Origin of the sequence: Bacillus sp. FSL K6-1366, assembly GCF_037976695.1 — a bacterium.
Taxonomy (GTDB): Bacteria; Bacillota; Bacilli; order Bacillales; family Bacillaceae; genus Bacillus; species Bacillus subtilis.
In genome coordinates, this window is the sequence record NZ_CP150268.1 from 1,767,631 (window position 1) to 1,792,119 (window position 24,489).

A 24,489-nucleotide genomic window follows, 5' to 3' on the forward strand; every position below is an offset into this window, starting at 1 on the left:
GTCTATGGGCAGGGACAAGCTAATATGACTCTCGTTTTGGACAGAAACTTTATTTGTCATTTACGTATTCTTTTTTGCTATTTTGCGCATAATGATGATAATACACAAAAAATAAAAAACCAGTATGCCAGAGTGACATACTGATTTTCAAGTAAGTTTATGCATTTAAGTCAGAAACGACTTCTTTATTCTCTTGCTCAGAAGCAGACTCATCATTTACACGTTCGATGTCTGCGCCCAGAGCGGCAAGCTTCTGATGGAAATCAACGTAACCGCGGTCTAAGTGCTTCAATTCAGTAACACGTGTGTGACCTTCAGCCACTAACCCCGCAAGAATCAGCGCTGCACCTGCACGCAAATCAGTCGCTGCAACTTCAGCTCCCTGAAGCTGTACAGGACCGTTAATGATGACAGAACGTCCTTCAATCTTGATATCACCATTCATACGGCGGAATTCTTCCGCATGCATAAAACGGTTTTCAAAAACGGTTTCTGTAATCATGCTTGTGCCGCTTGCACGAAGCAGAAGCGCCATCATTTGTGACTGCATATCAGTCGGGAAGCCTGGGTGAGGCATTGTTTTGATGTCAATCGGTTTAAGTTCTTTCGGGCCGATGACACGCAGGCCTTCACCTTCATCCTTAATTGTTACACCCATCTCTTCCATTTTTGCAATTAAAGAGGTGAGGTGCTCAGGAACCGCTCCTTTTACTAATACGTTTCCTTCAGTGATTGCAGCAGCAACCATAAATGTGCCCGCTTCAATACGGTCAGGAATAATATGGTGTTTTACGCCGTGAAGCTTTTCGACTCCTTCAATTTTGATGGTGCCGGTGCCAGCTCCGCGGATTTTTCCGCCCATGCCGTTGATATAGTTTGCTAAATCAACGATTTCGGGTTCTTTTGCCACGTTTTCCAGCGTTGTTGTTCCTTCAGCTAGAGCGGCTGCCATAATCAGGTTCTCTGTAGCTCCTACACTTGGGAAGTCCAGATAAATTTTTGCGCCTTGCAGTCGGCCTTTTACTTCCGCTTCAATGAAGCCATTACCGACTTTGATTTCTGCGCCCATTGCTTCAAAACCTTTTAAATGCTGATCAATCGGTCTGGAACCAATTGCGCATCCGCCCGGAAGTGCAACTCTTGCATGACCTGTACGCGCAAGAAGCGGCCCCATGACAAGCACAGACGCACGCATTTTACGAACATATTCAAAAGGTGCTTCAGTTTGCAAAGCGTATGAAGCATTTACAGTCACTTCATTATTTTCAAAATGCACATCTGCTCCTAAATGACGCAACACTTCGTTAATTGTATATACATCGGAGAGCGTAGGTACATCACAAATTACGCTTTTTTCTTCACTTGCTAATAAAGATGCAGCGATAACAGGTAAAACGGCATTTTTAGCGCCTTCAACTTTGACTGTGCCGTTTAACTTCTGACCGCCGCGGACGATGATTTTTTCCAAGGTATTCCCCTCCGCGTCCCTAAATTCTCTATATTAATATTCAGTCGTAACGATTGGTGTGCCAACCGTAACGGTATGTTTTCCGCCCATTCCTGCACTTCTAAGTGCAATTTGCAAATTCATTTTATGTTTCGAGGTCATAATGTACTCTTCCCACTCATCTGTAAACGCAGAAATAGAAACGAAATTTGGCTCAACTACATGTTCTACTGATCTTGCTTGAAATTCATTTAATAACTGATTTGCTTTTTTTTGCAAAACAATATTCATATTATCATCTAAGTGACCATTTAGACAAGTAAAAATAACTACTTTTTCTTGGAATATCCCAAGTGTCTCCCGTTCAAACTGTTCATATGTATCATTCCAGCTATCCGGTGTCTCTAGACTCATTTGCTCATATAATAAATACGAAGTTGGATTGTGTTTTTTGAGGGTTGTGACAAGCTGCAGTCTAAAAGAAGTGCGATTTTTTTTGTCAGTATATGTGCCAATTGCCTTTACGACTTTATCTTCCTGTGCAATCGTCCAATCATATTGACGATACTCTGATTTTAAACGTTGCACTTTTTGATAAAATTCTTTTTCGGTCAGTGACATGTTTTGTTTTGCATGCAATGTCCACTTATCTATTAGCACATCTTGGCGTTCCATCCCCTCTGCCATCTGTGCTAACGGCGTTAATTCACTCGCATGAATGGTATGGAAAACAGCAATGACGAAGCTTAACATGACGGAAATGATAATAGAGTGGCTTACTTGTTTTTTCTTCATGTTCATCTCTCCCCCTTATCCCCAGTTTTACCGGAGGCAAGAGGCGCCATACGTAAAAATCTTCGTCAAAACTCGAGCTATTCGCCTCAACCCGCTTCTCCCAACCATTTAATGATAATAATGTTCAAAACCTATTAAAATAGATAGGGAAGCTGCTGTGAATAATTGAGGTAATCTAAAAAGAAATTGGCAACGGCCGTTCCAATGGCGATTGTCAGCAAAATCATCAGGAGTCTTGCCTGCACGACTTTGCCTTTTTTTATTAACGGATCTATATTGACGGCTTGCAACGCCCACCAAGTCACTGCTATAAAAATCAGGTGAACGACAATGCCGATTGCAGCCTGCTGTCCCAATACACTCATCTATTACACTCCTTTCTCTGCGTTCATACCCTTTCTTATTATATAAGAAGCACAGATAAAGATGATACATTTTATACAGAACGGAATAATCACCCAAATCTAGGGCTAATCCCCGCTTAAAGTGCGATTCTTTTACATGGTATACTTTATTGGAAAGGAGCTGGCAAATGTGAATCATTCTTTTTTTCAGCCTGAAAAGCAATATGGTGAGGACCTGCCAATTTTTGATCAGGAATGGGAAGCAATTGCATTCTATTATGATTATAGACAGTCACAGATTGAAGAACTGAATGAATTGTGTCAGTTTTTTAACATTTCTCTTACCTATACGAGAGAAAGCCTTGAAGAGCTTGAAAACCTTTATTTTCAAAGTATACAAGAGCTTTTGCTTGCTGATTGGAATCTTCCTATTGAAGAATTCGAGAAAATGATCAGTGTTTATCTTATAGATTGCGTGATTGCCCGCCATGAAGATGCTGAATGGGTTGTAAAACCTTATCCCTATAAAGACGGCGCTTATACACTTGGCTTTAGAAGACATCACAAATCGTGGCATACAATGAATGCCTGTGATGGTTTATACCTGCGTCCAAAAGAGGATCGCCCGCTGTTATCGCTGTTTGATTCTCTTGTGCGTTCATAAAAAAATCCTTCTCATAAAGAGAAGGATTTTTTCTTATTTCCCTGCTACATCCAATCTGTTCAAAGCCCGCTGTAACGCAAGCTCAGCCCGACGAATGTCAGTATCATCTGATTGAGTATTCAAACGCTCCTGCGCCCGCTGGCGTGCAGCTTCAGCGCGCTCTTTATCGATGCCTTCCGCTGTCTCGGCAGCCTGGGCAAGGATGGTGACCTGATCAGGACGGACTTCGACAAATCCGCCGCTGACGGCAACCATTTCAGTCTGCCCGTCTTTTTTCAGACGGACAGCGCCGATTTTAAGAGGAGCCACGGTTGGAATATGGCCTGGCAAAATACCGAGATCGCCGCTTTCGGCTCTCACACTCACCATTTCGATATCCGCATCGTATACTGGGCCGTCGGGAGTAACGATATTGACTTTAACGGTCTTCATGCTTTTACCCTCCTAGGACCAGATTAAACTTCTACACCCATTTCTTTTGCTTTCTCAACAACTTCTTCGATACGGCCTACAAGACGGAATGCATCTTCTGGAAGATGGTCATATTTACCGGCTAAGATTTCTTTGAAGCCTTGTACCGTCTCTTTTACAGGCACGTAAGAACCTTTTTGTCCAGTGAACTGTTCAGCCACGTGGAAGTTCTGAGAAAGGAAGAACTGGATACGACGAGCGCGGTGAACGACAAGTTTGTCTTCCTCGCCTAATTCATCCATACCGAGAATCGCAATGATATCTTGAAGCTCTTTGTAACGCTGAAGCGTTGACTGTACTTCACGCGCAACCGCATAATGCTCTTCTCCGACAATTTCAGGAGCAAGGGCGCGTGATGTAGATGCCAACGGATCAACCGCAGGGTAAATACCCATTTCAGTTAATTTACGCTCAAGGTTTGTTGTCGCATCCAAGTGAGCGAACGTTGTCGCCGGCGCCGGGTCAGTGTAGTCATCGGCAGGCACGTAGATCGCCTGGATAGATGTAACTGATCCAACGTTCGTAGACGTGATACGCTCTTGGAGCTGACCCATCTCAGTTGCAAGCGTCGGCTGATAACCAACCGCTGAAGGCATACGGCCAAGAAGGGCTGAAACCTCTGAACCCGCTTGTGTGAAACGGAAAATGTTATCGATGAAGAACAGTACGTCCTGTCCTTGTACATCACGGAAGTGCTCAGCCATTGTAAGGCCTGTCAAAGCAACACGCATACGTGCGCCCGGCGGCTCGTTCATTTGTCCGAATACCATGGCTGTTTTGTTGATTACGCCAGAGTCACTCATTTCGTAGAAAAGGTCGTTCCCTTCACGAGTACGCTCTCCTACGCCGGCGAATACAGAGATACCGCCGTGCTCTTGCGCGATGTTGTTGATTAATTCCTGGATTAATACGGTTTTACCTACACCGGCACCACCGAACAATCCGATTTTACCGCCCTTAATGTAAGGAGCAAGCAAATCAACAACTTTAATACCTGTTTCAAGAATTTCAACTTCTGTTGAAAGCTGATCGAATGAAGGCGCCTGTCTGTGAATCGGATCCTTTTTCGCATCCGCAGGAACCGGCTCATTCAAATCAATATTTTCTCCGAGAACGTTAAATACACGTCCAAGTGTTACATCACCAACCGGTACTGAGATTGGCGCTCCTGTATCTACAGCTTCCATACCGCGCTGAACACCATCTGTAGATGCCATTGCGATTGTACGGACTGTATCATCACCTAAATGAAGAGCGACCTCAAGCGTTAAATCAATACCTACTTCGTTTTCACTTGCAGCTGGCTGTGAAATTTTAATCGCATTATAAATTTCAGGCAAGTGACCGTCTTCAAAACGCACGTCGACGACCGGTCCTAATACCTGGCTAACGCGTCCTTTCTTCATCGCTATCCCTCCTGACAAAATCTTTCTATTCTAAAGCGGCTGCTCCGCCGACAATTTCCGTAATTTCTTGTGTGATCGCTGCTTGGCGAGCGCGGTTGTAAGAAAGCGAAAGTGAATCGATAAGTTCCTTCGCGTTGTCTGTCGCATTTTTCATCGCCGTCATTCTTGCAGCGTGCTCACTTGCTTTACTGTCAAGAAGCGCACCGAAGATTAAGCTTTCTGCATATTGAGGAAGCAAAACCTCCAGAACCTCCTCTTCAGATGGTTCAAATTCATAAGACGCCGTTCTTTTTCCGCCGCCGCTGCCCAAATCAGATAACGGCAGAAGTTTTTTCTCCGTTACTTCTTGAGTAATGGCGCTGACAAAATGGTTATAAACAAGGTGCAATTCATCAAACGCACCGTCTATAAACATTTGGATCGTTTGACGGGCAAGATCTTTAATTTCTGTAAACGTTACTTCATCCCCAAGTCCTGTTAACTCGGAAATGATCGGAATCTCCCGTTTCTTAAAGAAATCACGGCCCACTCTTCCGATGGCAATCACCGCATACTCATCCTTAGACTGATGACGTTCTTGCATGGCCTGATAAGCACTCCGTAAAACCGAACTGTTAAAAGCGCCGGCAAGACCGCGGTCAGACGTAATGACAAGGTATGCCGTTTTTTTCACTTCTCTGCTGAGAAGCATCGGATGCTTTACGTTGCCGGAAACTCTTCCGACGTTTGACACAACCTCTTGGATTTTATCCATATATGGCACAAATGATTTTGCATTGTTTTCAGCACGATTCAGCTTAGCCGCAGATACCATCTGCATGGCTTTTGTAATCTGACTTGTTTTTTTCGTTGACGTGATCCTTGACTTAATATCGCGTAATGAGGCCAAAGATTTCACCACCTTTTCTCTTCATCTGCGTAAAAAGAGAGAAAAAGAGAACCTTTTTCTCTCATCAGCATTCGAGTTAGTTGCTTGGTGCAAATGTGCGTTTGAAGCCTTCGATTGCAGCATTGAAGTCTTCATCAGCAGGAAGGTTTCCTGTTTTCGCAATTCCGTCAAGCAGGTCTTTATGGTTTTGGTCAAGGTACATGTAGTACTCTTCTTCAAAACGTCTGATATCCGCCACAGGAATATCATCGAGATATCCTTTTGTCAGCGCATAAAGAATGGCTACTTGCTTTTCAACCGGAAGCGGCTTGTTCAGATCCTGCTTCAGCACTTCAACTGTACGCGCACCGCGGTTCAGTTTTGCCTGAGTCGCTTGGTCGAGGTCAGAACCGAATTGAGCGAATGCTTCCAGCTCACGGTATGACGCAAGGTCAAGACGCAAAGTACCTGATACTTTTTTCATCGCTTTGATTTGCGCTGAGCCGCCGACGCGGGATACAGACAATCCGGCATTGATCGCTGGACGTACGCCTGAGAAGAACAAATCAGATTGCAGGAAGATCTGTCCGTCGGTGATGGAAATGACGTTCGTCGGAATATAAGCAGAGATATCTCCGGCTTGTGTTTCTACGAACGGCAGAGCTGTAATTGATCCTGCGCCTTTCGCGTCGCTAAGCTTTGCTGCACGCTCAAGCAGACGGGAATGAAGATAGAATACATCCCCAGGGAACGCTTCACGGCCTGGCGGACGGCGAAGAAGCAAGGACAGCTCACGGTAAGCGGCCGCTTGTTTAGAAAGATCATCGTATACAACAAGAACGTGCTTGCCGCTGTACATAAATTCTTCTGCCATTGTAACCCCAGCATACGGTGCCAGGTACAGAAGCGGTGCCGGCTGTGAGGCAGACGCCGTTACAACAATTGTATAATCAAGCGCGCCGTGTTTACGCAATGTTTCTACTACGCCGCGGACTGTTGATTCTTTTTGGCCGATCGCAACATATACGCAGATCATGTCTTGGTCTTTTTGGTTCAGGATCGCATCGATCGCAACAGATGTTTTACCTGTTTGACGGTCACCGATGATCAGCTCACGCTGGCCGCGGCCGATTGGAATCAGTGCATCGATCGCTTTGATACCGGTTTGAAGCGGTTCATGAACGGATTTACGGTCCATAACGCCTGGTGCAGGGCTTTCAATCGGACGAGTTTTGCTTGTAAGGATCGGGCCAAGTCCGTCTACCGGCTGGCCTAGCGGGTTTACAATACGGCCGATTAACTCTTCACCAACAGGAACCTCCATGATGCGACCTGTTCTTTTTACTTCGTCTCCCTCACGGATCTCACTGAAAGGTCCTAAGATGACGATACCTACGTTTGATTCTTCAAGGTTTTGAGCCATACCCAAAACACCGTTTGAAAATTCGACAAGTTCACCGGCCATACAGTTGTCAAGGCCGTGCACACGTGCAATACCGTCACCGACTTGGATGACTGTACCTACGTCTTGAACTTCAATATCAGATTGATAATTTTGTATTTGCTGTTTTATCAGCGTGCTAATCTCTTCAGCTTTGATGCTCACTTAGGTTTCACCCCTTCTATCGATTTTCCCCGGCTAATTGACGTTCGATGCGCTGAAGCTTCCCGCTTACGCTGCCGTCATAAATCCGGTTTCCAATGCGGACTTTAATGCCGCCTATTAAATCCGTCTGCACTTCATTTCTGATTCTCAGTGAAGCGACTCCGGCTTTTTTTGCAAACACTTGTGATAATGGTAACATTTCTGCATCCGTCAGCGGTTTCACTGAATATACGATTGCGTCTTCTGTTTGACGGGCCACATTTGCGAGTTTGATAAACTCATCTGTGAGCTCAGGGACAATCGCGGCACGATGGCGGTCAATCAAAAGAAAAATCGTATTGAGTACGGACTGTGACAAAGAGCCAAATGCATTTTGAATCAGCTCTTTTTTCTTCGCAGCCGGCACCTTCGGATGGTTCAACACATCATTAAGCGCTTTTTCATTTTGAAATACTTGTTTTACAACAATTAGCTCTTCTTCTACTTGATTCAGCTGAGCGGACTCATTGGCTATATCAAAAAGAGCTGATGCATATCGTTTAGAGACAGCTGATCCACTCATCGGCTTTCTCCTACCTCTTTAAGATAGTCCTGGATCAATTTCTCTTGCGCTTGTTCATCCAGTTCTTTTTCGATCACTTTCGACGCAATCATGACAGAAAGAGACGCTACTTGCTCACGGAGAGCAGAAACCGCCTGTTCTTTTTCCTTCACGATTTCAGTTCTTGCTGCTTCTTTCAGACGTTCAGATTCTGCACGTGCAGCCTGAATAATCTCTTCTTTTTGCTTCTCTCCCAGTTTCTTTGCGTTTTCGATAAGAGTTTGGGATTCCTGTCTTGCTTCTTTTAAAAGAACGCGCTGCTCTTCAATCAGCTGCTGCGCTTCTTTATTTTTTTCTTCAGCAGACGTAATTTCTCCAGCGATGTGGTCTTCACGCTGTTTCATTATGTTTAATAGCGGCCCTAAAGCGTATTTCTTCAGAAGCGCTAATAAGATTAACATAGCTAACAGTTGGAACAGGATATCTCCGCCGTTAAACGACAATCCTAGTTCAAGTGGTAATTGAGACATCTACTACGGCAACTCCCTTCTGCAGGTTTTTCTTTGCTGATCCAGCAGCCGCACTTGTCTCTTTTCAGCCGGCAAGGCGGGATGCTTATCAGACATAAAGCAATGGCGAAGGTTCTCTTGGAATGATCTTCGCCATTTTTAGTTCATATAAGGCTTTTATGCTTAGCCAAAGAACGCTAAGAATGCGATAACGACAGCGATAATAGGAAGGGCTTCAACTAATGCGATACCCATGAACATAAGAGTTCTCAGTTCTTTACCTGCTTCCGGCTGACGGGCAATCCCCTCTACCGTACGTGAAACAATCAAACCGTTACCAATACCTGCACCAAGTGCGCCTAAACCAATTGCAATCGCAGCTGCTATTAAATTCATGAAAAAGTTCCTCCTTTAAAATGTTATCCGTTTGGATATAATGTTTTAATGATCATGACTGATTTTATGAGACATGTACACCATCGTCAGCATTGTAAAGATAAATGCCTGGATAGCACCAATAAATAAACTGAATGCTTGCCATGCCAGCATCGGCAGAATGGCACCGATTGTACCGACAAGACCGAGAGCCACGCTTTGCGAATAATGGCTTGTTGCTAATCCCGCAAGCAGGCCGAGAAGAATCTCACCGGCGAAGATGTTACCATACAGCCGCAAACCTAGAGTCAGCGTATTCGCAAACTCTTCGATGATTTTCATCGGGAGCATGAATGGAACAGGTCTTAAATAGTCTTTGGAATATTCCTTGAGCCCTTTCATCTTCACACCATAGTAGTGGGTTAAAGCAACAACCATCACGGCTAGCGTTAATGTAATGGCAGGATCGGCTGTCGGAGACTTCCACCAGAGCTCATGTCCGATTGTAATAGAGAACGGCAGCCCCAGCATATTCGACACAAATATGTACATCAGCAATGTGACACCAAGTGCCAAGAAGTTAGCCCCTGTTTTTAAATCCATTGTACTGCCAATAATATTGCGGACGAAATCAACAATCCATTCCATAAAGTTCTGGGCTTTTCCGGGACGGATCGAAAGCGTTCTTGTCGTCAATATAGCAATCAATAAAACAATCACACTCGCCACAGTAATCATCAGAATGTTTGTCAGATTAAAAGTAAGACCTAGAAATTCTATAGTTCTGTAACCATGATTCAAAGGGTTTTCACCTCTCTTCCATTGATGAACGTTTAAGCTGGATAAAGGAATCTATCATAATGACAGGGTATATTGTCATTAATCCAATAACTGTACTTGCCATATGAAAGTATTCGGGATTTTTATAGGCAACAGCCACAGCAAGAATCGCATTGCACCACCGCGCTGCGCTCCCGAGAGATCGTATGGACTTTCCTTTCTCAACAGCTCTGTCAAAAGCATTCATTCTTCTGACGAGCAGTAAAAAATTAAACAAACTGAAAACAGTTCCCAGAATAAGGCCTAAAAAAACGGTTTTATACGCTGTTAAACCATAACCCAGTACATACACTGCCAAAATGAACAATAAATATTTGCGTTGTCTGCTAAATGTAAGCTTGGGATCGTCCATCAATTATCTGTCTCCTGATGAAAAAATAATGTATAGCTTGGATACGGCAAAAATCAGCGGTTAACCCTTAGTAGAAGACCTTTTTTGACCGGCAAAACGGGCCTGTTCGAAAAAATCATTCATCCGCAAGCCTTGCAGGGATGCTGTTTCATTCGCTTAAATAAATCCTCATAATACGGGTTTGCTGAGAGGATTTACATTGAGGATGAGGACTATAATGAAAGCTATGAAAACCTTCTCATAATACCCTCGTTTAGCATACAATAGCCCCTAACATGTGTCAATCTGTTTAAAGTTAAAAAACTTTTTATACTTTACGTCTCCACAGAATGTTCACATTTTCACCTATAATTGTATACAGATTCACCGAATAGCAAAAAACTGGATAAAAAAATGAAACCCCCTTTTGGGGATTTCATTTTTTATTTTGTTCCAAACATGCGGTCACCCGCATCTCCGAGACCTGGAACAATATATCCTTTTTCATTTAATTTTTCATCTAGCGCCGCAATGTAAATATCAACGTCCGAATGATGCTTCTGCAATTCTTCCACACCCTCCGGCGCTGCTACAAGACACATGAAACGGATATTTTTCGCACCGCGTTTTTTAAGGCTGTGAATGGCTTCAACTGCGGAACCGCCTGTAGCGAGCATCGGGTCAACCACGATGAATTCACGCTCTTCCACATCAGAAGGAAGCTTGACATAGTATTCCACGGGTTTTAAGGTTTCTGGATCACGGTAAAGGCCGACATGTCCCACTTTTGCCGCAGGAATCAGCTTTAAAATGCCGTCAACCATTCCCAATCCTGCTCTGAGGATAGGAACCACTCCGAGTTTTTTCCCTGAGATGACTTTCGATTTCGCAGCCTGAACCGGTGTATTGATATCCACTTCTTCCAGAGGAAGATCGCGGGTAATTTCAAATGCCATGAGTGTAGCCACTTCATCTACTAACTCTCTAAAATCCTTCGTACCTGTATTTTCATTCCGTATATATGTCAGCTTATGCTGAATTAAAGGATGATCAAATACATAAACCTTTCCCATACTGTGTTTCAGCTCCTTTTTTATTGTCCCATCAACAATTACACACTTCTATTGATTCTACAAAAAAAGACATTGAGTTTCAAGAACATCGTCAAAAAACCCGCCGGGCATAAGCCCAAGCGGGTTTTAGGATCTTAATAATCTAATTCTTTATATAAAGGAAATTTATCAGTCAGAGCAGCTACACGCTGTCTTGCTTCTTCAAGTTTTCCTTCGTCTTCGTGGTTTTTCAATGCAAGCGCAATGATAGCACCGACTTCTTCTAATGCGTCTCCGTCAAAACCGCGGCTGGTTACAGCAGCTGTCCCAAGACGGATGCCGCTTGTTACGAAAGGTTTTTCAGGATCATATGGAATCGCGTTTTTGTTAGACGTAATACCGATTTCATCAAGTACATGCTCCGCAACCTTACCAGTCAGTCCGAGCGAACGAAGATCAACAAGGATAAGGTGGTTGTCTGTTCCGCCTGAAACGAGCTGGATGCCCTCTTTCGTTAAGGCTTCAGCCAGACGTTTCGCGTTTGAAATGACGTTTTGTGCATATGTTTTGAAATCGTCCTGCAATACTTCACCGAATGAAACAGCTTTTGCGGCAATAACGTGCATCAGCGGGCCGCCTTGAATTCCAGGGAAGATCGATTTATCAATTTTCTTGCCAAACTCTTCACGGCAAAGGATCATACCGCCTCGAGGACCGCGAAGTGTTTTATGTGTTGTTGTTGTAACGAAATCAGCGTAAGGAACCGGGTTTGGATGAAGGCCTGCCGCAACAAGTCCTGCGATATGTGCCATATCCACCATGAAGTAAGCGCCGACTTCATCAGCAATTTCACGGAATTTCTTAAAGTCGATTGTACGAGGATACGCACTTGCTCCTGCTACGATAAGCTTCGGTTTATGAGCGAGGGCTTTTTCACGCACGTCATCGTAATCAATATATTGAGTTTCTTTATCTACGCCGTACTCAACAAAGTTATATTGAACACCGCTGAAGTTGACTGGGCTTCCGTGTGTTAAATGGCCGCCGTGGGAGAGGTTCATCCCAAGTACAGTATCGCCTTGCTCCAAAATCGTGAAGTACACTGCCATGTTTGCTTGTGCGCCTGAATGAGGCTGAACGTTTACATGCTCCGCTCCAAAGATTTCCTTCGCGCGGTCACGGGCGATATCTTCAACGACATCGACGTGCTCGCATCCGCCGTAGTAGCGTTTGCCCGGATATCCTTCTGCGTACTTATTTGTCAAAACAGATCCTTGTGCTTCCATAACCGCTTCACTTACAAAGTTCTCAGAAGCAATCAATTCGATCTTAGTCTGTTGGCGCTCACGCTCATTTTTAATGGCGTTAAACACTTGTTCGTCTTGCGCAGGTAAATGTTTCATCAGCGAGATCCTCTCCTATCCGTATCCTGTTCTTTGTTTTTACCATCACTATTGTACATGGTTTTTAAGGCCGATGTAAAAGATTATTTTTAAAAAATCTAAATTTTTATTGGTAAAAACGAATATTAATAACTTAAATTTAATTTAAAGTTCGGAATTTATTTCACTGTCTTAAAATAAAAGAAAAGACTGGCTATGCAGTCCTTTCATTCGCACTCATAAACCGCCCGCACTCCGCCGATTAGTTTCGGCCGTGTACGCGCCAATGTCACATGAGCTGAACCGAGGCTGTTTTGAGAGACACGCACAGGGACAGCCACCGGCTTCAGATGCATGCCGATAAACGTATCGCCTATATCAATTCCGGCGTCAGCCTGAATGGCTTCAACAAGAACAGGAGACTTCATCTGCTTAAACGCATAAGACGCCATCGCTCCGCCCGCTTTTGGAACGGGCACGGCAGAAACGGTTGGAAGCCTGAACAGCTTGGCTGTTTCTGCTTCGACGACAAGCGCTCTGTTCAAATGCTCGCAGCATTGGAACGCCAGATGGATTCCCGTTTTTTCCCGAAGCTCGGCAAGTCCGCTGTAGATGCTTTCAGCGATATCTACACTGCCCGATGTGCCGATCCGGCTGCCGGCCACTTCGCTCGTGCTGCATCCAAGGACGAAGAGCTGATCTTGTTTCAATTCTGCTTGGTCCTGAAACTCAGACAGCATCGTCTTCCACGTTTGTTTCAACTCATTCATTAAACAGCACCCCTACAGGTTTTTCTCTTCATAATCTGAGATTTTTCCAATACGCGTTTGGTGCCTTCCCCCGGTAAACTCAGTAGTCAGCCAGATTTTTGCGATTTCCCGAGCCAAACCAGGTCCGATCACCCGTTCACCCATCGCAAGGATGTTTGTGTCATTATGCTCCCTCGTCGCCTTCGCGCTGAAGGTATCGTGCGCCAGCGCGCAGCGAATCCCTTTTACTTTATTAGCGGAAATGCTCATGCCGATACCTGTCCCGCAAATTAAAATGCCTCTGTCAACTTCGCCGCTAACCACTTTTTCGGCCACCGGAAAAGCATAATCCGGATAATCGACAGAGCCGCTGCCGCAGTCACAGCCCATATCAATATATTCAATTTGCAATTCGTCCATTAACTCTTTGATTTCATTTCGAATGTGAACGCCGCCATGATCCGATGCAATGGCTACTTTCATCTGCTTTTCCTCCCAGCGTGTGTGATGCGGCCCGCCCGCTTTATTGACCGCGCAGCCTGTCCGCTCTTTGATTCACACCATATGATGTGCTTTTCACTATATTCTACTCCTTCACGCAGGATTTGCAAATGACCTGTTTACAGATTTTCTGACAACTTATCTGCGGTCTTTTTTCAGCTGTTTTGCCAGCTGCCGAAGAAGCTCTTCAAGCTCATCTCGCGTTTGTTTATAGATGTCAATTGAGCCGCCGAACGGATCGATGACATCACCATGGCTGCCTGTGACATATTCTTTTAACGTAAACACTTTATCACGATAACGTCCAAATTGGCTGGCAATGATCTGCTTGTGCTGATGGGTCATAGCCAGAACCAAATCAGCCGACTCCATATGTTCTTCAGTTAATGGAGAAGACACATGATTAAGGGCAATGTGTTTTTCAAACAGCGCTTCGACTGCATGAGGCGTCGCTTTCCCATTAGGTGAAGCAAACACGCCTGCCGAGCGGACATTGACATTCAGCCCTTCCATTTCTGCAATTGATTTAAAAAGCGCCTCAGCCATTGGGCTGCGGCACGTATTTCCAGTACAGACAAAAATAATATCCATGTCAGTCACCCCTTATTTTTCTCTATTATATATGAAGAAAAAAGAAACGGCGACTTCGTTTCTTTTATTGGTATATTAAATTGGCAAAAGCAGCTTTAATCCAAACACGATTAATATGATGCCCCCGAGCGCTTCGCTGTATGTGCCAAGCCATGACTGCACTTGTTTTCCGACCAGCAGGCCCAGCCATGTCAACATCATGCTGAACAGCCCGAACAGGGTAATTGTGAGGAGCGGATGCGAGCCGTATATCCCCAAGCTCAAGCCGACGGAAAAGCTGTCAAGGCTGACGCCGATGGCAAACAGCAATAAGCCCGGCCCTGCCGGTGACATGAATCGTTCTTCTGACTGTTTAAAAGAGGCCATAAGCATTTGAACCCCAAGAACAAAAAGCAGCGCCCCACCGATATAAACCGCTAACACGCCGAGGAGCCCTGACAGCATGTTACCGGCCGCCATCCCTGCGAGAGGCATGATGACGTGAAAGAGGCCGATGATGAAACCAATATAGAATATCTGCTTCTTTCTAAGTTTGACCATGCCCATTCCAAGGCCGACAGAAAAAGCATCCATCCCTAAAGCAAACGCCATGATGCTTAATGTAATCAGTTCGCCTATAAACAAATCCGACATACATAAATAACCCCCTTGGACACGCCCCGCTTTTTTAGCCTATGCGTGTCCAAAAAGGGTTAGAACATCTGACTGCTTTCAGCGAATCACTCTTCCTCCGGCGGCTTTCATCAGCCTGTTCATAATAGCGAGACCGACACCCGTGTCCGGAAAGGATTCCGCAATAATGAAATCCACCTTATTCTCATCAAAGCTGCGCAAAGCATCATACAGCCCTGCCGCAACAGTCTCAAGCTGAGCCCGTCTTCCGCAGCTCTTTACATAATCAGCGGAATAAACGCCCGCGTTTTCTTCTGTCGTCAGGACGCCGACCCGTCTTCCGCCCTGTTGATATTCTTGAATGAGGTGCTGAATGCGCTCTGGGCTGCCTTCGCAAATGGTAAGCGGCGCTGTCGGCGCATAATGTGTATATTTCATCCCTGGAGAAATCGGCTTCTCGTTTTGGTCGCTGAGCCCTTTATCCACATGGATCGGCCCGATCACCGATTCAATTTGTTCCTTCGTAATGCCGCCCGGACGCAGAAGAACAGGGATGTCGTCCGCACATGAAAGCACGGTTGATTCGACCCCGATTCCGGTAGGGCCTCCATCCATAATGCCGGCTATGCGGCCATCCAAGTCGTGAGCCACATGCTCCGCTTTTGTGGGACTTGGCTTGCCTGATAGATTGGCGCTCGGTGCTGCAATCGGCAGTCCCGATTCGCGAATTAATGCAAGGGCAAGCGGGTGATCCGGCATTCTAATGGCAACCGTTTCAAGACCTGCCGTTACACGAGGTGAAAGCGCACCAGGTTTGCAAGGCAGAATGAGCGTAAGTGCTCCCGGCCAAAACCGTTTCATCAATGTTTTCGCCTTTTCCGGCGCTGAGCCCGTTAAATCCTCAAGCTGGCTGATATCCGCAATGTGGACAATCAGGGGATTATCGCTCGGCCGCCCTTTCGCCTCATATATTTTTTTGACAGCATCCGTATTTTTTGCGTTTGCGCCTAGGCCATATACTGTTTCTGTCGGAAAGGCAACGACCTCATTTTCTCGGAGCAAAGCGGCTGCTTGTGCAATTTGTGGATCATTTGTGGATAACTCGTCAGTTACATCCACAAACCATCTTTTCGTTTTCATTTCTGACCAAACTCCTTATTCACAACAATAAAACGATTGTTTTACGCGTGTAATCCTTTTGAAAGTATAAAAGATGTCCTGTAATAAAACAAGCGTTATCCACAAATTGTGGACAACGCTAATAAAGAAGTGGATAAGTATGTGTATAAACTGCACTTATCCAGACGCTTTTTTCATCAAAACGGCCCCTTCTGTTTGCCGCGATTCACAGAAGTGATCAGAAGAAAACAGCTCCTCCGGTACACTCTCAGCTCTTTCAAAACCCATGGCCGTCAGAAAATCCGCAGAGGAATGCTGATTTGCTACTAGGTACACGGTTTTGATCTGATGCTTTTCGCACAGCACCTCCATGCTTTGAAAAAGCGTGACGATGTGGCCTTGGTGAAGCTTGTCCGATATGACAAGTGATCGCAGCAGCCCCTGGTCACAGCTTATTTTTTCAATACCGAGGCATCCGGCAATGTTTTTCTCACTGTCCTCCAGCATAAGAAATTGAGTGAAGCCTTCTTTCACGCCTTCATAGCTGGTTTTTGCATGTTTTAAAAATGCCTCGAGCACATCTCCGTCTTTTTCCCTTGCCACCCGCAGTTGATAAAACATCCGTTCACCCCGTTTTTGCGTTCTTTCTTCCAATCTATGAGGCAAATCTATTTTTAGACCAGATGATTAGGAAAAAAGGTCGGAAATCCATTCGACTAAAAAGAATTTCACTTCTGTGCCGTCTTCTTTTTCTTCGTTCTCTTCTTTTTTGGCTTTTTCCGCTTTAGCGGTTACGTCCTCAAGCACTTTTTCAGTCTGCTTTTTTGAGGCTTCTTTATCTTCTTGTTCTTTGACGGCTTCCCCGTTAGAAAAATCAAGAAAGCAGAGGGGCGGGAACAGCACACACCACCAGTTGGCGCCGTCTCCGTTTCCAAGCGTAATCAAAATCGCTTCATACTCACCAGCGGGATATACCATGTTGCCGTAAAGCTTTGTCGGAAACGAGATTTTGTCAAAATCAACGGATATCGACTGATTCGCTCCTTCTTTCTCCATTGTTTCCTTTGCAATTGCTTTGATTTCAGGCAGCTTTGAACGAATCACGCGACGCGCTTCTTCAATAGAAGTAATATCCTTTACCCAAGTTGTGATTTCTTTATTCACCGCGTCTCTTATATGACGTTTTAATTGCTGGTCTTGATCACTATCGCTGTTTGCCAGTATTCTCAAACGAATCGCCTGATCAGGTATGACCACCGGCTGATTTTCCGATTTTTGTGCCGTCTCTTCTTTTGCCAGCCCTACGAGCGCTCCGGATAATAAAAGAAAGATATATATACAAATGATTACTGTTTTTTTCATCGGTCCCCACCGTTCCTCTCCGTGCTTTGTTTCTAGCCCTATTATGGACAAGGAGAGCCTGGGATAAACGTGCAGGGTGAAAAAAATCTAGCAAGCTGTTAATCTTATTTATGGTACGATAGTGTTTTAGGAGGTTTAAGATGAAATACAATTATACAGTGCTGTTATCAGCATTCACGATGTCCGTTCTTTATTCAGTAATTTATATTCATTCATTTATCATTGCCGCTCTCATCACAATGGCATTTTATTTTCTGTTTCCTTATTTGATCTTCGCACTGCCGCTTCAAATCATGATGAATAAAAAGCCGAAACGTTTCAGCCCTTTGTATCTGCTGTATTACCTTGCCGCTGCTTTTATTGCCAACGCGATCATTTTCGGCGTGCTTCAGCCTTCGGGACAATCTCTGTTTCAAAATACAGCCTTTTATCTTTTCGCTGTATTAACAGCTCTTATCTATTGGATATGGGATTCTGTTTTACTGCAAAAAAAGGAAGCCTAAGAGGCTTCCTTTTTTATTAAAACAAAATCGTCAGTAAATAACATAGAATGGAAGGTATCGCCGCAACAAAGAAAGCGGCCGCCATTTTCATGCGAGATGTACGGCCTTCTTTGGTTTCTGAATGGTAGTTTGCCCGCTGATCGCTTCCGCTTACAGCCAAACCCGATGTAATGATCGCGAGCCCCACTAAAACGAGAGACGCAACGCCAAAAATCGCTTCATATGAAAGAGCCTGCGGAAAAATGGTGCCAATCATGCTCTCAATCGCAATGAGCAGGATTCCTGCTGTCAGGGCCTTTTTCATGTTTACATCCCCTTTGCTGGTGTTAAACAGCTTGATCCATTCACTCGCCAGCAAGCTGCTTATTTATTTTTATGAATCAGAGCGCATATGGTTCTGTCTTTTCCATTAATATCTTTCAGCACTTCCACTTCCGCCCCCTTAAACGCCTTGAGGATCAGGTCTTTGACCGCCGCTCCCTGTTTCCAGCCGATTTCAAAAACGACAAATACTTTATCCTTCATAACAAGCGGAATGTCTTCCATAAACCGCTTATAAAATTTCAGCCCGTCTCCGCCATCGGTGAGTGCGTGCAGCGGCTCATGAAAACGGACAATTTCCGATAGATCAGCCATTTCTTCCTCTGAAATATATGGCGGGTTTGAGACAATGATATCCGCTTTTTTTCCCGCCTTAATAAAAGGCTCAAGCAGATCGCCCTGATAAAAGCGCACATTTGCTCCGAGTTTTTCTGCATTGGCAGAGGCGACTTGCAGCGCCTCTTTCGAAATATCGACCGCCGACACAGAAAAGTTTTGGTTTTCAAGCGCAAGCGTGACGGCTATTGCGCCGCTCCCTGTACCAACGTCAACAACTTCGAGCTTGCCGTCTTCAGAAAAGACACTCCGATATTTTTCAAGCAAATGAAAGACAACTTCTTCAGTTTCCGGCCGCGGGATCAGCACATCATCATTCACCATAAATTCCCGTCCATAAAAAAACTCTTTTCCTATAATGTATTGAACCGGCACGCCCTCTTTATGCATCTCAACGTGACGCTTAAAGCGATACAGCTCGTCTTCACCAATCGGTTCCTGTAAGCTTGCGAGCAGCTTGCTTCTCTCCATTCCGGTATCATAAAGCAATAGGAGCTCGGCAGCATTTTCTTCTCTTCCCGCTTCGGTTAAATAAGAAGAAGCCCATTTCAGGGCTTCGAATATCGTCTTCATCTTAACCTTCCGACTGCTGAAGCTTGCTTGCCTGATCTTCAACAATCAGCGCTTCAACCACTTCGTCAAGTTTTCCTTCAAGAATCTGATCAAGCTTTTGAATCGTCAAACCGATTCTGTGATCCGTCACACGGTTTTGCGGGAAGTTGTATGTGCGGATACGTTCAGAGCGGTCACCAGATCCGACTGCTGATTTCCGTGTTTGATCATATTCAGCCTGGGCTTCCTGCTGAAATTTATCATAGATTCTGGCACGGAGAACCTTCATTGCTTTTTCTTTGTTCTTAATTTGAGATTTTTCATCCTGGCATGATACAACTACACCTGTCGGCAAGTGAGTCAGACGAACTGCAGACATTGTTGTGTTAACGCTTTGTCCGCCCGGTCCGCTTGAAGCAAACGTATCGACACGGATATCCTTCTCATGGATGTCAACCTCTACCTCTTCTGCCTCAGGAAGACATGCCACTGTTGCAGTGGATGTATGGATGCGTCCGCCTGATTCTGTTTCCGGAACACGCTGTACGCGGTGGGCGCCGTTTTCATATTTGAGTTTAGAATACGCGCCGCTTCCTGTAATCATAAAGATGATCTCTTTGTAGCCGCCCGTTCCGGTTACATTCGCTTCCATGACCTCTGTTTTCCAGCCCTGAAGCTCAGCATAACGGGAATACATTCTGTACAGATTGCCCGCGAATAAAGCGGCTTCCTCGCCTCCCGCGGCTCCGCGGATCTCCATAATAACGTTTTTATCATCATTAGGATCTTTCGGGATCAAGAGCACTTTCAGCCGTTCTGACAGTGTTTCCGTTTCCTTCTGAAGTTCAGAAATCTCTTCCTTCACCATATCGCGCATCTCAGCGTCCAGCTTCTCTTCAAGCATCGCTTTTGCATCAGCCAGCTGTTCTGACGCATCTCTGTATTGTCTATATACGTCAACTGTTTCTTGTATATCAGATTGCTCTTTTGAATATTCTCTTAGCTTTTTCGGATCGTTGACTACTTCTGGATCGCTCAAAAGCTCATTTAATTTTTCGTATCGTTCTTCAATTGATTTTAAACGGTCTAACACGGTCTTCACCTCTGTTTTCCTGTGCGTAACATTCTCATTATAGTATAGTGATTAACCCCAGTCAAAAGCATTTCAATCCCAGCTGGAAAAGCCCCCTCTGCTATACTGGAATTCGAGGAGGGATGATGTTGCTGAAATCCATACATCATATTGCAATCATATGTTCAGATTACGAAAAGTCGAAAGCTTTCTACGTACATAAGCTTGGTTTTCAGGTGATTCAAGAAACGTACCGCGAAGAGCGCGGCTCCTATAAGCTTGATTTGTCGCTTAACGGCTCGTATGTCATTGAGCTGTTCTCGTTTCCCGATCCGCCCGAACGACAAACCCGGCCTGAAGCCGCAGGCCTGCGTCACCTCGCCTTTACAGTCGTCAGCTTGGATAAGGCGGTTCAGGAGCTTCATGAAAAAGGAATCGAAACAGAGCCAATCAGAACAGATCCGCTGACCGGCAAGCGTTTCACCTTCTTTTTTGATCCTGACCAGCTTCCATTAGAACTGTATGAACAATAACAGTTTTTGAAGAAAAAAAGGAGATACCCACTTTCTTTGCCGAATCTTTTCTTGTTTTGTCTAACGGGAAGGGAACCGCATTCTATGGTCGAATACCTAGCTTAAAAGGAGGTATGGGATCATGAATACAAATATGGTAGCAAGTGAACTCGGCGTCTCCGCAAAAACGGTGCAGCGGTGGGTGAAGCAGCTGAATCTTCCGGCCGAACGCAATGAGCTCGGACACTATTCGTTCACGGCAGAAGACGTGAAGGTTCTAAAATCCGTTCAAAAACAAATCTCTGAAGGCACGGCGATTCAGGATATTCATCTGCCGAAAAGCGCTAAAAAGCGCACAGGTTTCCTTGTCCAAAAAACAAGTAGCGACACAGAACGAAGAATCGAGCAGCTTGAACAAAAGCTGGACACCCTTTTACAGCAAAGGCAGGACGAAAGCGAATTGATGGCAAGGATGTCGGAACTGGAACGCCAGCTGAAACAAAAAGCCGATGAAGGTGTATCTTACCAGCTGCTTCAGCACCGCAGAGAAATCGATGATATTCTTGCAGATCTGCAATCACTGACCTCACAAATGAAAGAATTCACCGCTCAGCCGATCCCCGAGACTGCTGCTGCTTCTGAAAAAACCAAAACAAGAAAAAAACCGCTGCTGTCACTGTTCAAATTTCAAACCTAAAGCAAAAAGCTCCCGTAAAGGGAGCTTTTTTTGTTACGCAGTAAGCGCGATAATGATTGGAAGTGAAATCAATGACAGAATCGCACTGACCACAAACGCAGTTGCAGTTTCTTCTTCTTGTTTCTCGAAACGAGTCGCAATCATGGCTGCAACGGCAGAACCAGGGAATGCAACAAGAAGGATTGCTTTTGTTGTTTGGTCAGCTGGAAGTCCGATAGCAAGAGCAATCAGGAACATTAACGCAGGCTGAACCGCAACTTTTAGTAACGCAATACCGATAGCCGGCATACTGAGTTTAATTTTACGAATACCAACGGTAACACCGACAGCAAAGAGAGCAACACCAGATGTTGTGCTTCCAAGCTGATCAAGCATTTTAACACCCAGCTCAGGAAGAGTGAAATTGAAAACCAGCACTAAAATCATACTGATTAACGGAGCAGCTGCAAGCGGCTCACAAAGACCATGCAGGATTGATTTTCCTGTCATCTTCCAGAAGCTGTCGCCACTCTCTTCGTTTTTCTTAGAAGACTCACCAACAGTAGCGATAATGATCGCGAGCGGATCAAGGATCGCGTTAACCACGATACCTGTGACCGCGATCGGAATCGCAACTTCATTCGCTCCGAATAAGCTTCCCAATACCGGGATACCCATAAATGCGAATGTCGGCTGTGCAGAGTTCAAAGAAAATACAGATGAGTTCGTTAAATCATACTTGAAAATAAATCTGCAAACCAAAAGAATGATGATATAGAAACCAACAATCCCAATAATTAAAGAAATCATTAAAGGTACTTGTGATAAAAATTCACTTCTGGAAGTTGTCAAAATACCAGCGATAAAGTGAGCTGGAAGTGCGTATTTCGTTACTAACGTACTTACCCCTTTTGCCGACTTGGCATCATAACTTCCAAAATGTCCTGCAAACCAACCCAGCACGATAACAAAGAAGATCGGCGCCAGGAGGATTAAGATATCTAAGATGCTCAAAATATTCTCCTCCAAATCCTATGTCCGTATACTTTAGCTTTACAAAAAGCTTTCCCTCGGACAGAAAAATTTACTCGCTAATTATTTCGCGATGACTTTTTTGTATTCAGGTGTCCACATTGCATCAAGTACCGCTTGTTTCACATCTTCAGGCTGACGATTTGCCACGCCGTCTTTAATTGCTGCTTCAGCAACGGCAATCGCAACTTGGATAGAAACCTCTTGAAGCTTATCAATGCTTGGAAGCAATCCTGCTCCAGGTGTTTCAAGATCAACCATTTCAGCAATCGCATCAGCAGTTGCAGCAAACATAGCAGGTGTAATGATACGCGCTTCAGCTACAATTGAACCAAGTCCAAGACCAGGGAACGCGAATGCGTTGTTAGATTGTCCGATTTCATAAGAAACACCGTTGTATTCTACATTGTCAAATGGGCTTCCTGTTGCAATAAGCACTTTTCCGTCAGTCCATTTGAACAGATCTTCAGGAACAGCTTCAGCAAGGTGAGTCGGGTTAGACATCGGCATGATAACCGGACGGTCTACGTGAGATGCCATTTCTTTTACAATTTCCTCTGTGAATGCACCTGAAACCCCTGAAGTACCAATCAAGATTGTTGGTTTCGCTTGACGAACCACTTCATCGAATGGAATTTGACCTTTTTCATCGCGCTTCCAGTCTTTCACTTCATCCGCATTGCGAAGGTAAGGTTTTTGGAAATCAAGGATGCCTTCGATGTCTTCAGTCAGCAAGCCTCTGTAATCAAGTGTGTAGAAACGTTTGTTAGCTTCTTCTTCAGATAATCCGGCTAGCACCATTGTGTCACGGATTTGGTCAGCAATACCGATACCAGCAGAACCAGCACCGAAGATAACAACACGCTGATCTTTAATAGAAGCGCCGGTTTTCTTCATAGCGGCAAGCACACCTGCAAGTGTAATCGCGCCAGTACCTTGAATATCATCATTAAATGTCAGGATTTCATGATTGTATTTTTTCATGATGTTGCGTGCATTTTTGTTGCCAAGGTCTTCCCAGTGAAGAAGCGCTTTAGGGAAGAATTTCAATGCAGCTTTTACATAAGCGTCAATGAAAGCTTCGTAGCGTTCACCTTGAACACGTTCATGCTTGTTACCAATATATAAAGGATCGTTTAGAAGTTTTTCGTTGTTCGTACCGACATCAAGCACAACCGGGATAACACGGCTAGGGTCAATACCAGCTGCAGCAGTGTAAACAGCCAATTTACCGATTGCGATATTAATACCGCCTACACCCCAGTCACCGATACCGAGAATGCTTTCGGAGTCAGTAGCAACGATAAGATCAATATCGCCTGCTGTCGCATGAAGGTTTTCAAACGCTTTTTCAATACCGTCAATGTTATCGATTGACAAGTAGATTCCTTGAGGTCTTCTATATTCATGGCTGTATTCCTGAATCGCTTCACCAACTGTTGGCGTGTACACAACAGGAAGCATTTCGCGAAGATGGTTTTTCAGCAATTTATAGAAAAGAACTTCGTTACGGTTTGCAAGATCACTTAAGTAAACATTTTGACGAAGGCGGTCAGGCTGCGCTTGGAATTGCTCGTACGCGCGTTGTGCTTGTTGATCAAGAGAAAGTACAGTTGGCGGCAGAAGCCCTTCTAAGCCGAGTTCTTGTCTTTCTTCTAGTGAAAAAGCAACGCCTTTATTTAAAGTAGGAATAGATAAAACTTCTTTTCCTCTAAGAGTTGTTTCTAAGTGGCCTTCTTTCGTTTTTTTTATGTTATTCAAGCAAATCTCCTTCTTTCTTGAAATAGTTAACCAAGTTAAGTAATAACCCATCTAAAATATGACCGATCATGATCTTTATGCGACTTTGTGACAATTATTCGAACAATGTCTCAAAACTATTTACATTACGTAAGCTATTGTATGCCTGTCAAAATCAAA

30 protein-coding genes are annotated in these 24,489 nt (G+C 44.6%); 4 read left to right on the forward strand and 26 right to left on the reverse strand.

What is annotated here, in order from left to right; all coding sequences use genetic code 11:
* Positions 1–157 precede the first annotated feature (157 nt).
* From murA to MHI44_RS09270, 3 genes are all read right to left on the reverse strand, one after another.
* A complete protein-coding gene (murA, locus tag MHI44_RS09260; protein WP_003227695.1) occupies positions 158–1,468 on the reverse strand; it encodes a UDP-N-acetylglucosamine 1-carboxyvinyltransferase in 1,311 nt (436 codons plus the stop codon).
* Positions 1,469–1,501: 33 nt separating this feature from the next.
* Positions 1,502–2,242 carry a YwmB family TATA-box binding protein gene (locus tag MHI44_RS09265; protein WP_015251017.1) on the reverse strand — a complete coding sequence of 247 codons (741 nt, stop codon included), beginning with the start codon at positions 2,240–2,242 and terminating at the stop codon, positions 1,502–1,504.
* A gap of 134 nt (positions 2,243–2,376) precedes the next feature.
* Positions 2,377–2,607: a DUF1146 family protein gene (locus MHI44_RS09270; RefSeq protein WP_003227691.1), complete on the reverse strand. Its 231-nt coding sequence runs from the start codon at positions 2,605–2,607 to the stop codon at positions 2,377–2,379.
* 169 nt (positions 2,608–2,776) lie between these two features.
* Here MHI44_RS09270 and MHI44_RS09275 point away from each other — a divergent pair, with 169 nt between their 5' ends.
* Entirely contained in the window at positions 2,777–3,250 is a 474-nt protein-coding gene (locus MHI44_RS09275) for a hypothetical protein (protein WP_339203365.1), read from the forward strand.
* Positions 3,251–3,283: 33 nt separating this feature from the next.
* On the opposite strand, the gene MHI44_RS09280 is transcribed toward MHI44_RS09275, so the two are convergent.
* From MHI44_RS09280 to spoIIR, 18 genes are all read right to left on the reverse strand, one after another.
* Positions 3,284–3,682 (reverse strand): F0F1 ATP synthase subunit epsilon, encoded by a 399-nt coding sequence (locus MHI44_RS09280; protein WP_021480810.1) that lies wholly within the window; start codon positions 3,680–3,682, stop codon positions 3,284–3,286.
* A 23-nt stretch (positions 3,683–3,705) separates the two neighbouring features.
* On the reverse strand, positions 3,706–5,127 hold the full coding sequence (atpD, locus tag MHI44_RS09285) for a F0F1 ATP synthase subunit beta (RefSeq protein ID WP_003227686.1): 1,422 nt from the start codon (positions 5,125–5,127) through the stop codon (positions 3,706–3,708).
* A gap of 25 nt (positions 5,128–5,152) precedes the next feature.
* Positions 5,153–6,016: an ATP synthase F1 subunit gamma gene (gene atpG, locus MHI44_RS09290; RefSeq protein ID WP_003244388.1), complete on the reverse strand. Its 864-nt coding sequence runs from the start codon at positions 6,014–6,016 to the stop codon at positions 5,153–5,155.
* 76 nt (positions 6,017–6,092) lie between these two features.
* On the reverse strand, positions 6,093–7,601 hold the full coding sequence (gene atpA, locus MHI44_RS09295) for a F0F1 ATP synthase subunit alpha (RefSeq protein ID WP_014481186.1): 1,509 nt from the start codon (positions 7,599–7,601) through the stop codon (positions 6,093–6,095).
* A 16-nt stretch (positions 7,602–7,617) separates the two neighbouring features.
* Positions 7,618–8,163, reverse strand: coding sequence for a F0F1 ATP synthase subunit delta (locus MHI44_RS09300; RefSeq protein ID WP_003243176.1), 546 nt, complete (start codon positions 8,161–8,163; stop codon positions 7,618–7,620).
* The gene (gene atpF, locus MHI44_RS09305) at positions 8,160–8,672 is read right to left on the reverse strand and encodes a F0F1 ATP synthase subunit B (RefSeq protein ID WP_003244051.1); all 513 of its coding nucleotides are present in this window, start codon (positions 8,670–8,672) and stop codon (positions 8,160–8,162) included. The genes MHI44_RS09300 and atpF overlap by 4 nt, the downstream gene beginning before the upstream one ends.
* Positions 8,673–8,834: 162 nt before the next feature.
* A complete protein-coding gene (gene atpE / locus MHI44_RS09310; RefSeq protein ID WP_003151167.1) occupies positions 8,835–9,047 on the reverse strand; it encodes a F0F1 ATP synthase subunit C in 213 nt (70 codons plus the stop codon).
* A gap of 45 nt (positions 9,048–9,092) precedes the next feature.
* Positions 9,093–9,827: a F0F1 ATP synthase subunit A gene (gene atpB / locus MHI44_RS09315; RefSeq protein ID WP_003242621.1), complete on the reverse strand. Its 735-nt coding sequence runs from the start codon at positions 9,825–9,827 to the stop codon at positions 9,093–9,095.
* Between the two features lie 7 nt (positions 9,828–9,834).
* Entirely contained in the window at positions 9,835–10,218 is a 384-nt protein-coding gene (gene atpI, locus MHI44_RS09320) for an ATP synthase subunit I (RefSeq protein ID WP_003243159.1), read from the reverse strand.
* Between the two features lie 422 nt (positions 10,219–10,640).
* Entirely contained in the window at positions 10,641–11,270 is a 630-nt protein-coding gene (upp, locus tag MHI44_RS09325; protein WP_003227670.1) for a uracil phosphoribosyltransferase, read from the reverse strand.
* A 134-nt stretch (positions 11,271–11,404) separates the two neighbouring features.
* The gene (gene glyA / locus MHI44_RS09330; RefSeq protein ID WP_003227669.1) at positions 11,405–12,652 is read right to left on the reverse strand and encodes a serine hydroxymethyltransferase; all 1,248 of its coding nucleotides are present in this window, start codon (positions 12,650–12,652) and stop codon (positions 11,405–11,407) included.
* Positions 12,653–12,858: 206 nt separating this feature from the next.
* The gene (locus tag MHI44_RS09335; RefSeq protein WP_029318713.1) at positions 12,859–13,401 is read right to left on the reverse strand and encodes a TIGR01440 family protein; all 543 of its coding nucleotides are present in this window, start codon (positions 13,399–13,401) and stop codon (positions 12,859–12,861) included.
* A gap of 12 nt (positions 13,402–13,413) precedes the next feature.
* Complete coding sequence (gene rpiB, locus MHI44_RS09340; RefSeq protein WP_003221910.1) at positions 13,414–13,863, reverse strand: ribose 5-phosphate isomerase B; 450 nt, start codon at positions 13,861–13,863, stop codon at positions 13,414–13,416.
* Positions 13,864–14,019: 156 nt separating this feature from the next.
* Positions 14,020–14,472, reverse strand: coding sequence for a protein arginine phosphatase PrpB (gene prpB / locus MHI44_RS09345; RefSeq protein WP_015384897.1), 453 nt, complete (start codon positions 14,470–14,472; stop codon positions 14,020–14,022).
* Between the two features lie 75 nt (positions 14,473–14,547).
* The gene (locus tag MHI44_RS09350; RefSeq protein WP_003227661.1) at positions 14,548–15,105 is read right to left on the reverse strand and encodes a manganese efflux pump MntP family protein; all 558 of its coding nucleotides are present in this window, start codon (positions 15,103–15,105) and stop codon (positions 14,548–14,550) included.
* 78 nt (positions 15,106–15,183) lie between these two features.
* Positions 15,184–16,224: an L-threonylcarbamoyladenylate synthase gene (locus tag MHI44_RS09355; protein WP_217024059.1), complete on the reverse strand. Its 1,041-nt coding sequence runs from the start codon at positions 16,222–16,224 to the stop codon at positions 15,184–15,186.
* Positions 16,225–16,380: 156 nt separating this feature from the next.
* Positions 16,381–16,824, reverse strand: a complete 444-nt coding sequence (locus tag MHI44_RS09360; RefSeq protein WP_217024057.1) for a hypothetical protein — start codon at positions 16,822–16,824, stop codon at positions 16,381–16,383.
* 66 nt (positions 16,825–16,890) lie between these two features.
* Positions 16,891–17,565, reverse strand: a complete 675-nt coding sequence (gene spoIIR / locus MHI44_RS09365) for a stage II sporulation protein R (protein ID WP_003227654.1) — start codon at positions 17,563–17,565, stop codon at positions 16,891–16,893.
* 140 nt (positions 17,566–17,705) lie between these two features.
* On the opposite strand from spoIIR, the gene MHI44_RS09370 reads away from it, so the two are divergent.
* Positions 17,706–18,068 (forward strand): UPF0715 family protein, encoded by a 363-nt coding sequence (locus MHI44_RS09370; RefSeq protein ID WP_014478265.1) that lies wholly within the window; start codon positions 17,706–17,708, stop codon positions 18,066–18,068.
* 16 nt (positions 18,069–18,084) lie between these two features.
* Here the strand turns inward: MHI44_RS09370 and MHI44_RS09375 are convergent, their stop codons facing one another.
* From MHI44_RS09375 to prfA, 3 genes are read right to left on the reverse strand one after another with little or no spacing between them, the layout of a single operon-like run.
* On the reverse strand, positions 18,085–18,372 hold the full coding sequence (locus MHI44_RS09375; protein ID WP_003244050.1) for a DUF5316 family protein: 288 nt from the start codon (positions 18,370–18,372) through the stop codon (positions 18,085–18,087).
* 59 nt (positions 18,373–18,431) lie between these two features.
* The gene (prmC, locus tag MHI44_RS09380) at positions 18,432–19,298 is read right to left on the reverse strand and encodes a peptide chain release factor N(5)-glutamine methyltransferase (protein ID WP_041850424.1); all 867 of its coding nucleotides are present in this window, start codon (positions 19,296–19,298) and stop codon (positions 18,432–18,434) included.
* A gap of 1 nt (position 19,299) precedes the next feature.
* Positions 19,300–20,370, reverse strand: coding sequence for a peptide chain release factor 1 (gene prfA, locus MHI44_RS09385; protein ID WP_003227645.1), 1,071 nt, complete (start codon positions 20,368–20,370; stop codon positions 19,300–19,302).
* 125 nt (positions 20,371–20,495) lie between these two features.
* Here prfA and MHI44_RS09390 point away from each other — a divergent pair, with 125 nt between their 5' ends.
* Positions 20,496–20,882, forward strand: a complete 387-nt coding sequence (locus MHI44_RS09390; protein WP_015251008.1) for a VOC family protein — start codon at positions 20,496–20,498, stop codon at positions 20,880–20,882.
* 121 nt (positions 20,883–21,003) lie between these two features.
* Positions 21,004–21,558: a chromosome-anchoring protein RacA gene (racA, locus tag MHI44_RS09395; RefSeq protein WP_015251007.1), complete on the forward strand. Its 555-nt coding sequence runs from the start codon at positions 21,004–21,006 to the stop codon at positions 21,556–21,558.
* Between the two features lie 33 nt (positions 21,559–21,591).
* On the opposite strand, the gene MHI44_RS09400 is transcribed toward racA, so the two are convergent.
* Together MHI44_RS09400 and malS are read right to left on the reverse strand one after the other, a co-directional pair.
* Positions 21,592–22,551 (reverse strand): AEC family transporter, encoded by a 960-nt coding sequence (locus MHI44_RS09400; protein WP_003242497.1) that lies wholly within the window; start codon positions 22,549–22,551, stop codon positions 21,592–21,594.
* An 81-nt stretch (positions 22,552–22,632) separates the two neighbouring features.
* On the reverse strand, positions 22,633–24,330 hold the full coding sequence (malS, locus tag MHI44_RS09405) for an oxaloacetate-decarboxylating malate dehydrogenase (protein ID WP_003244309.1): 1,698 nt from the start codon (positions 24,328–24,330) through the stop codon (positions 22,633–22,635).
* Between the last annotated feature and the right edge of the window lie 159 nt (positions 24,331–24,489).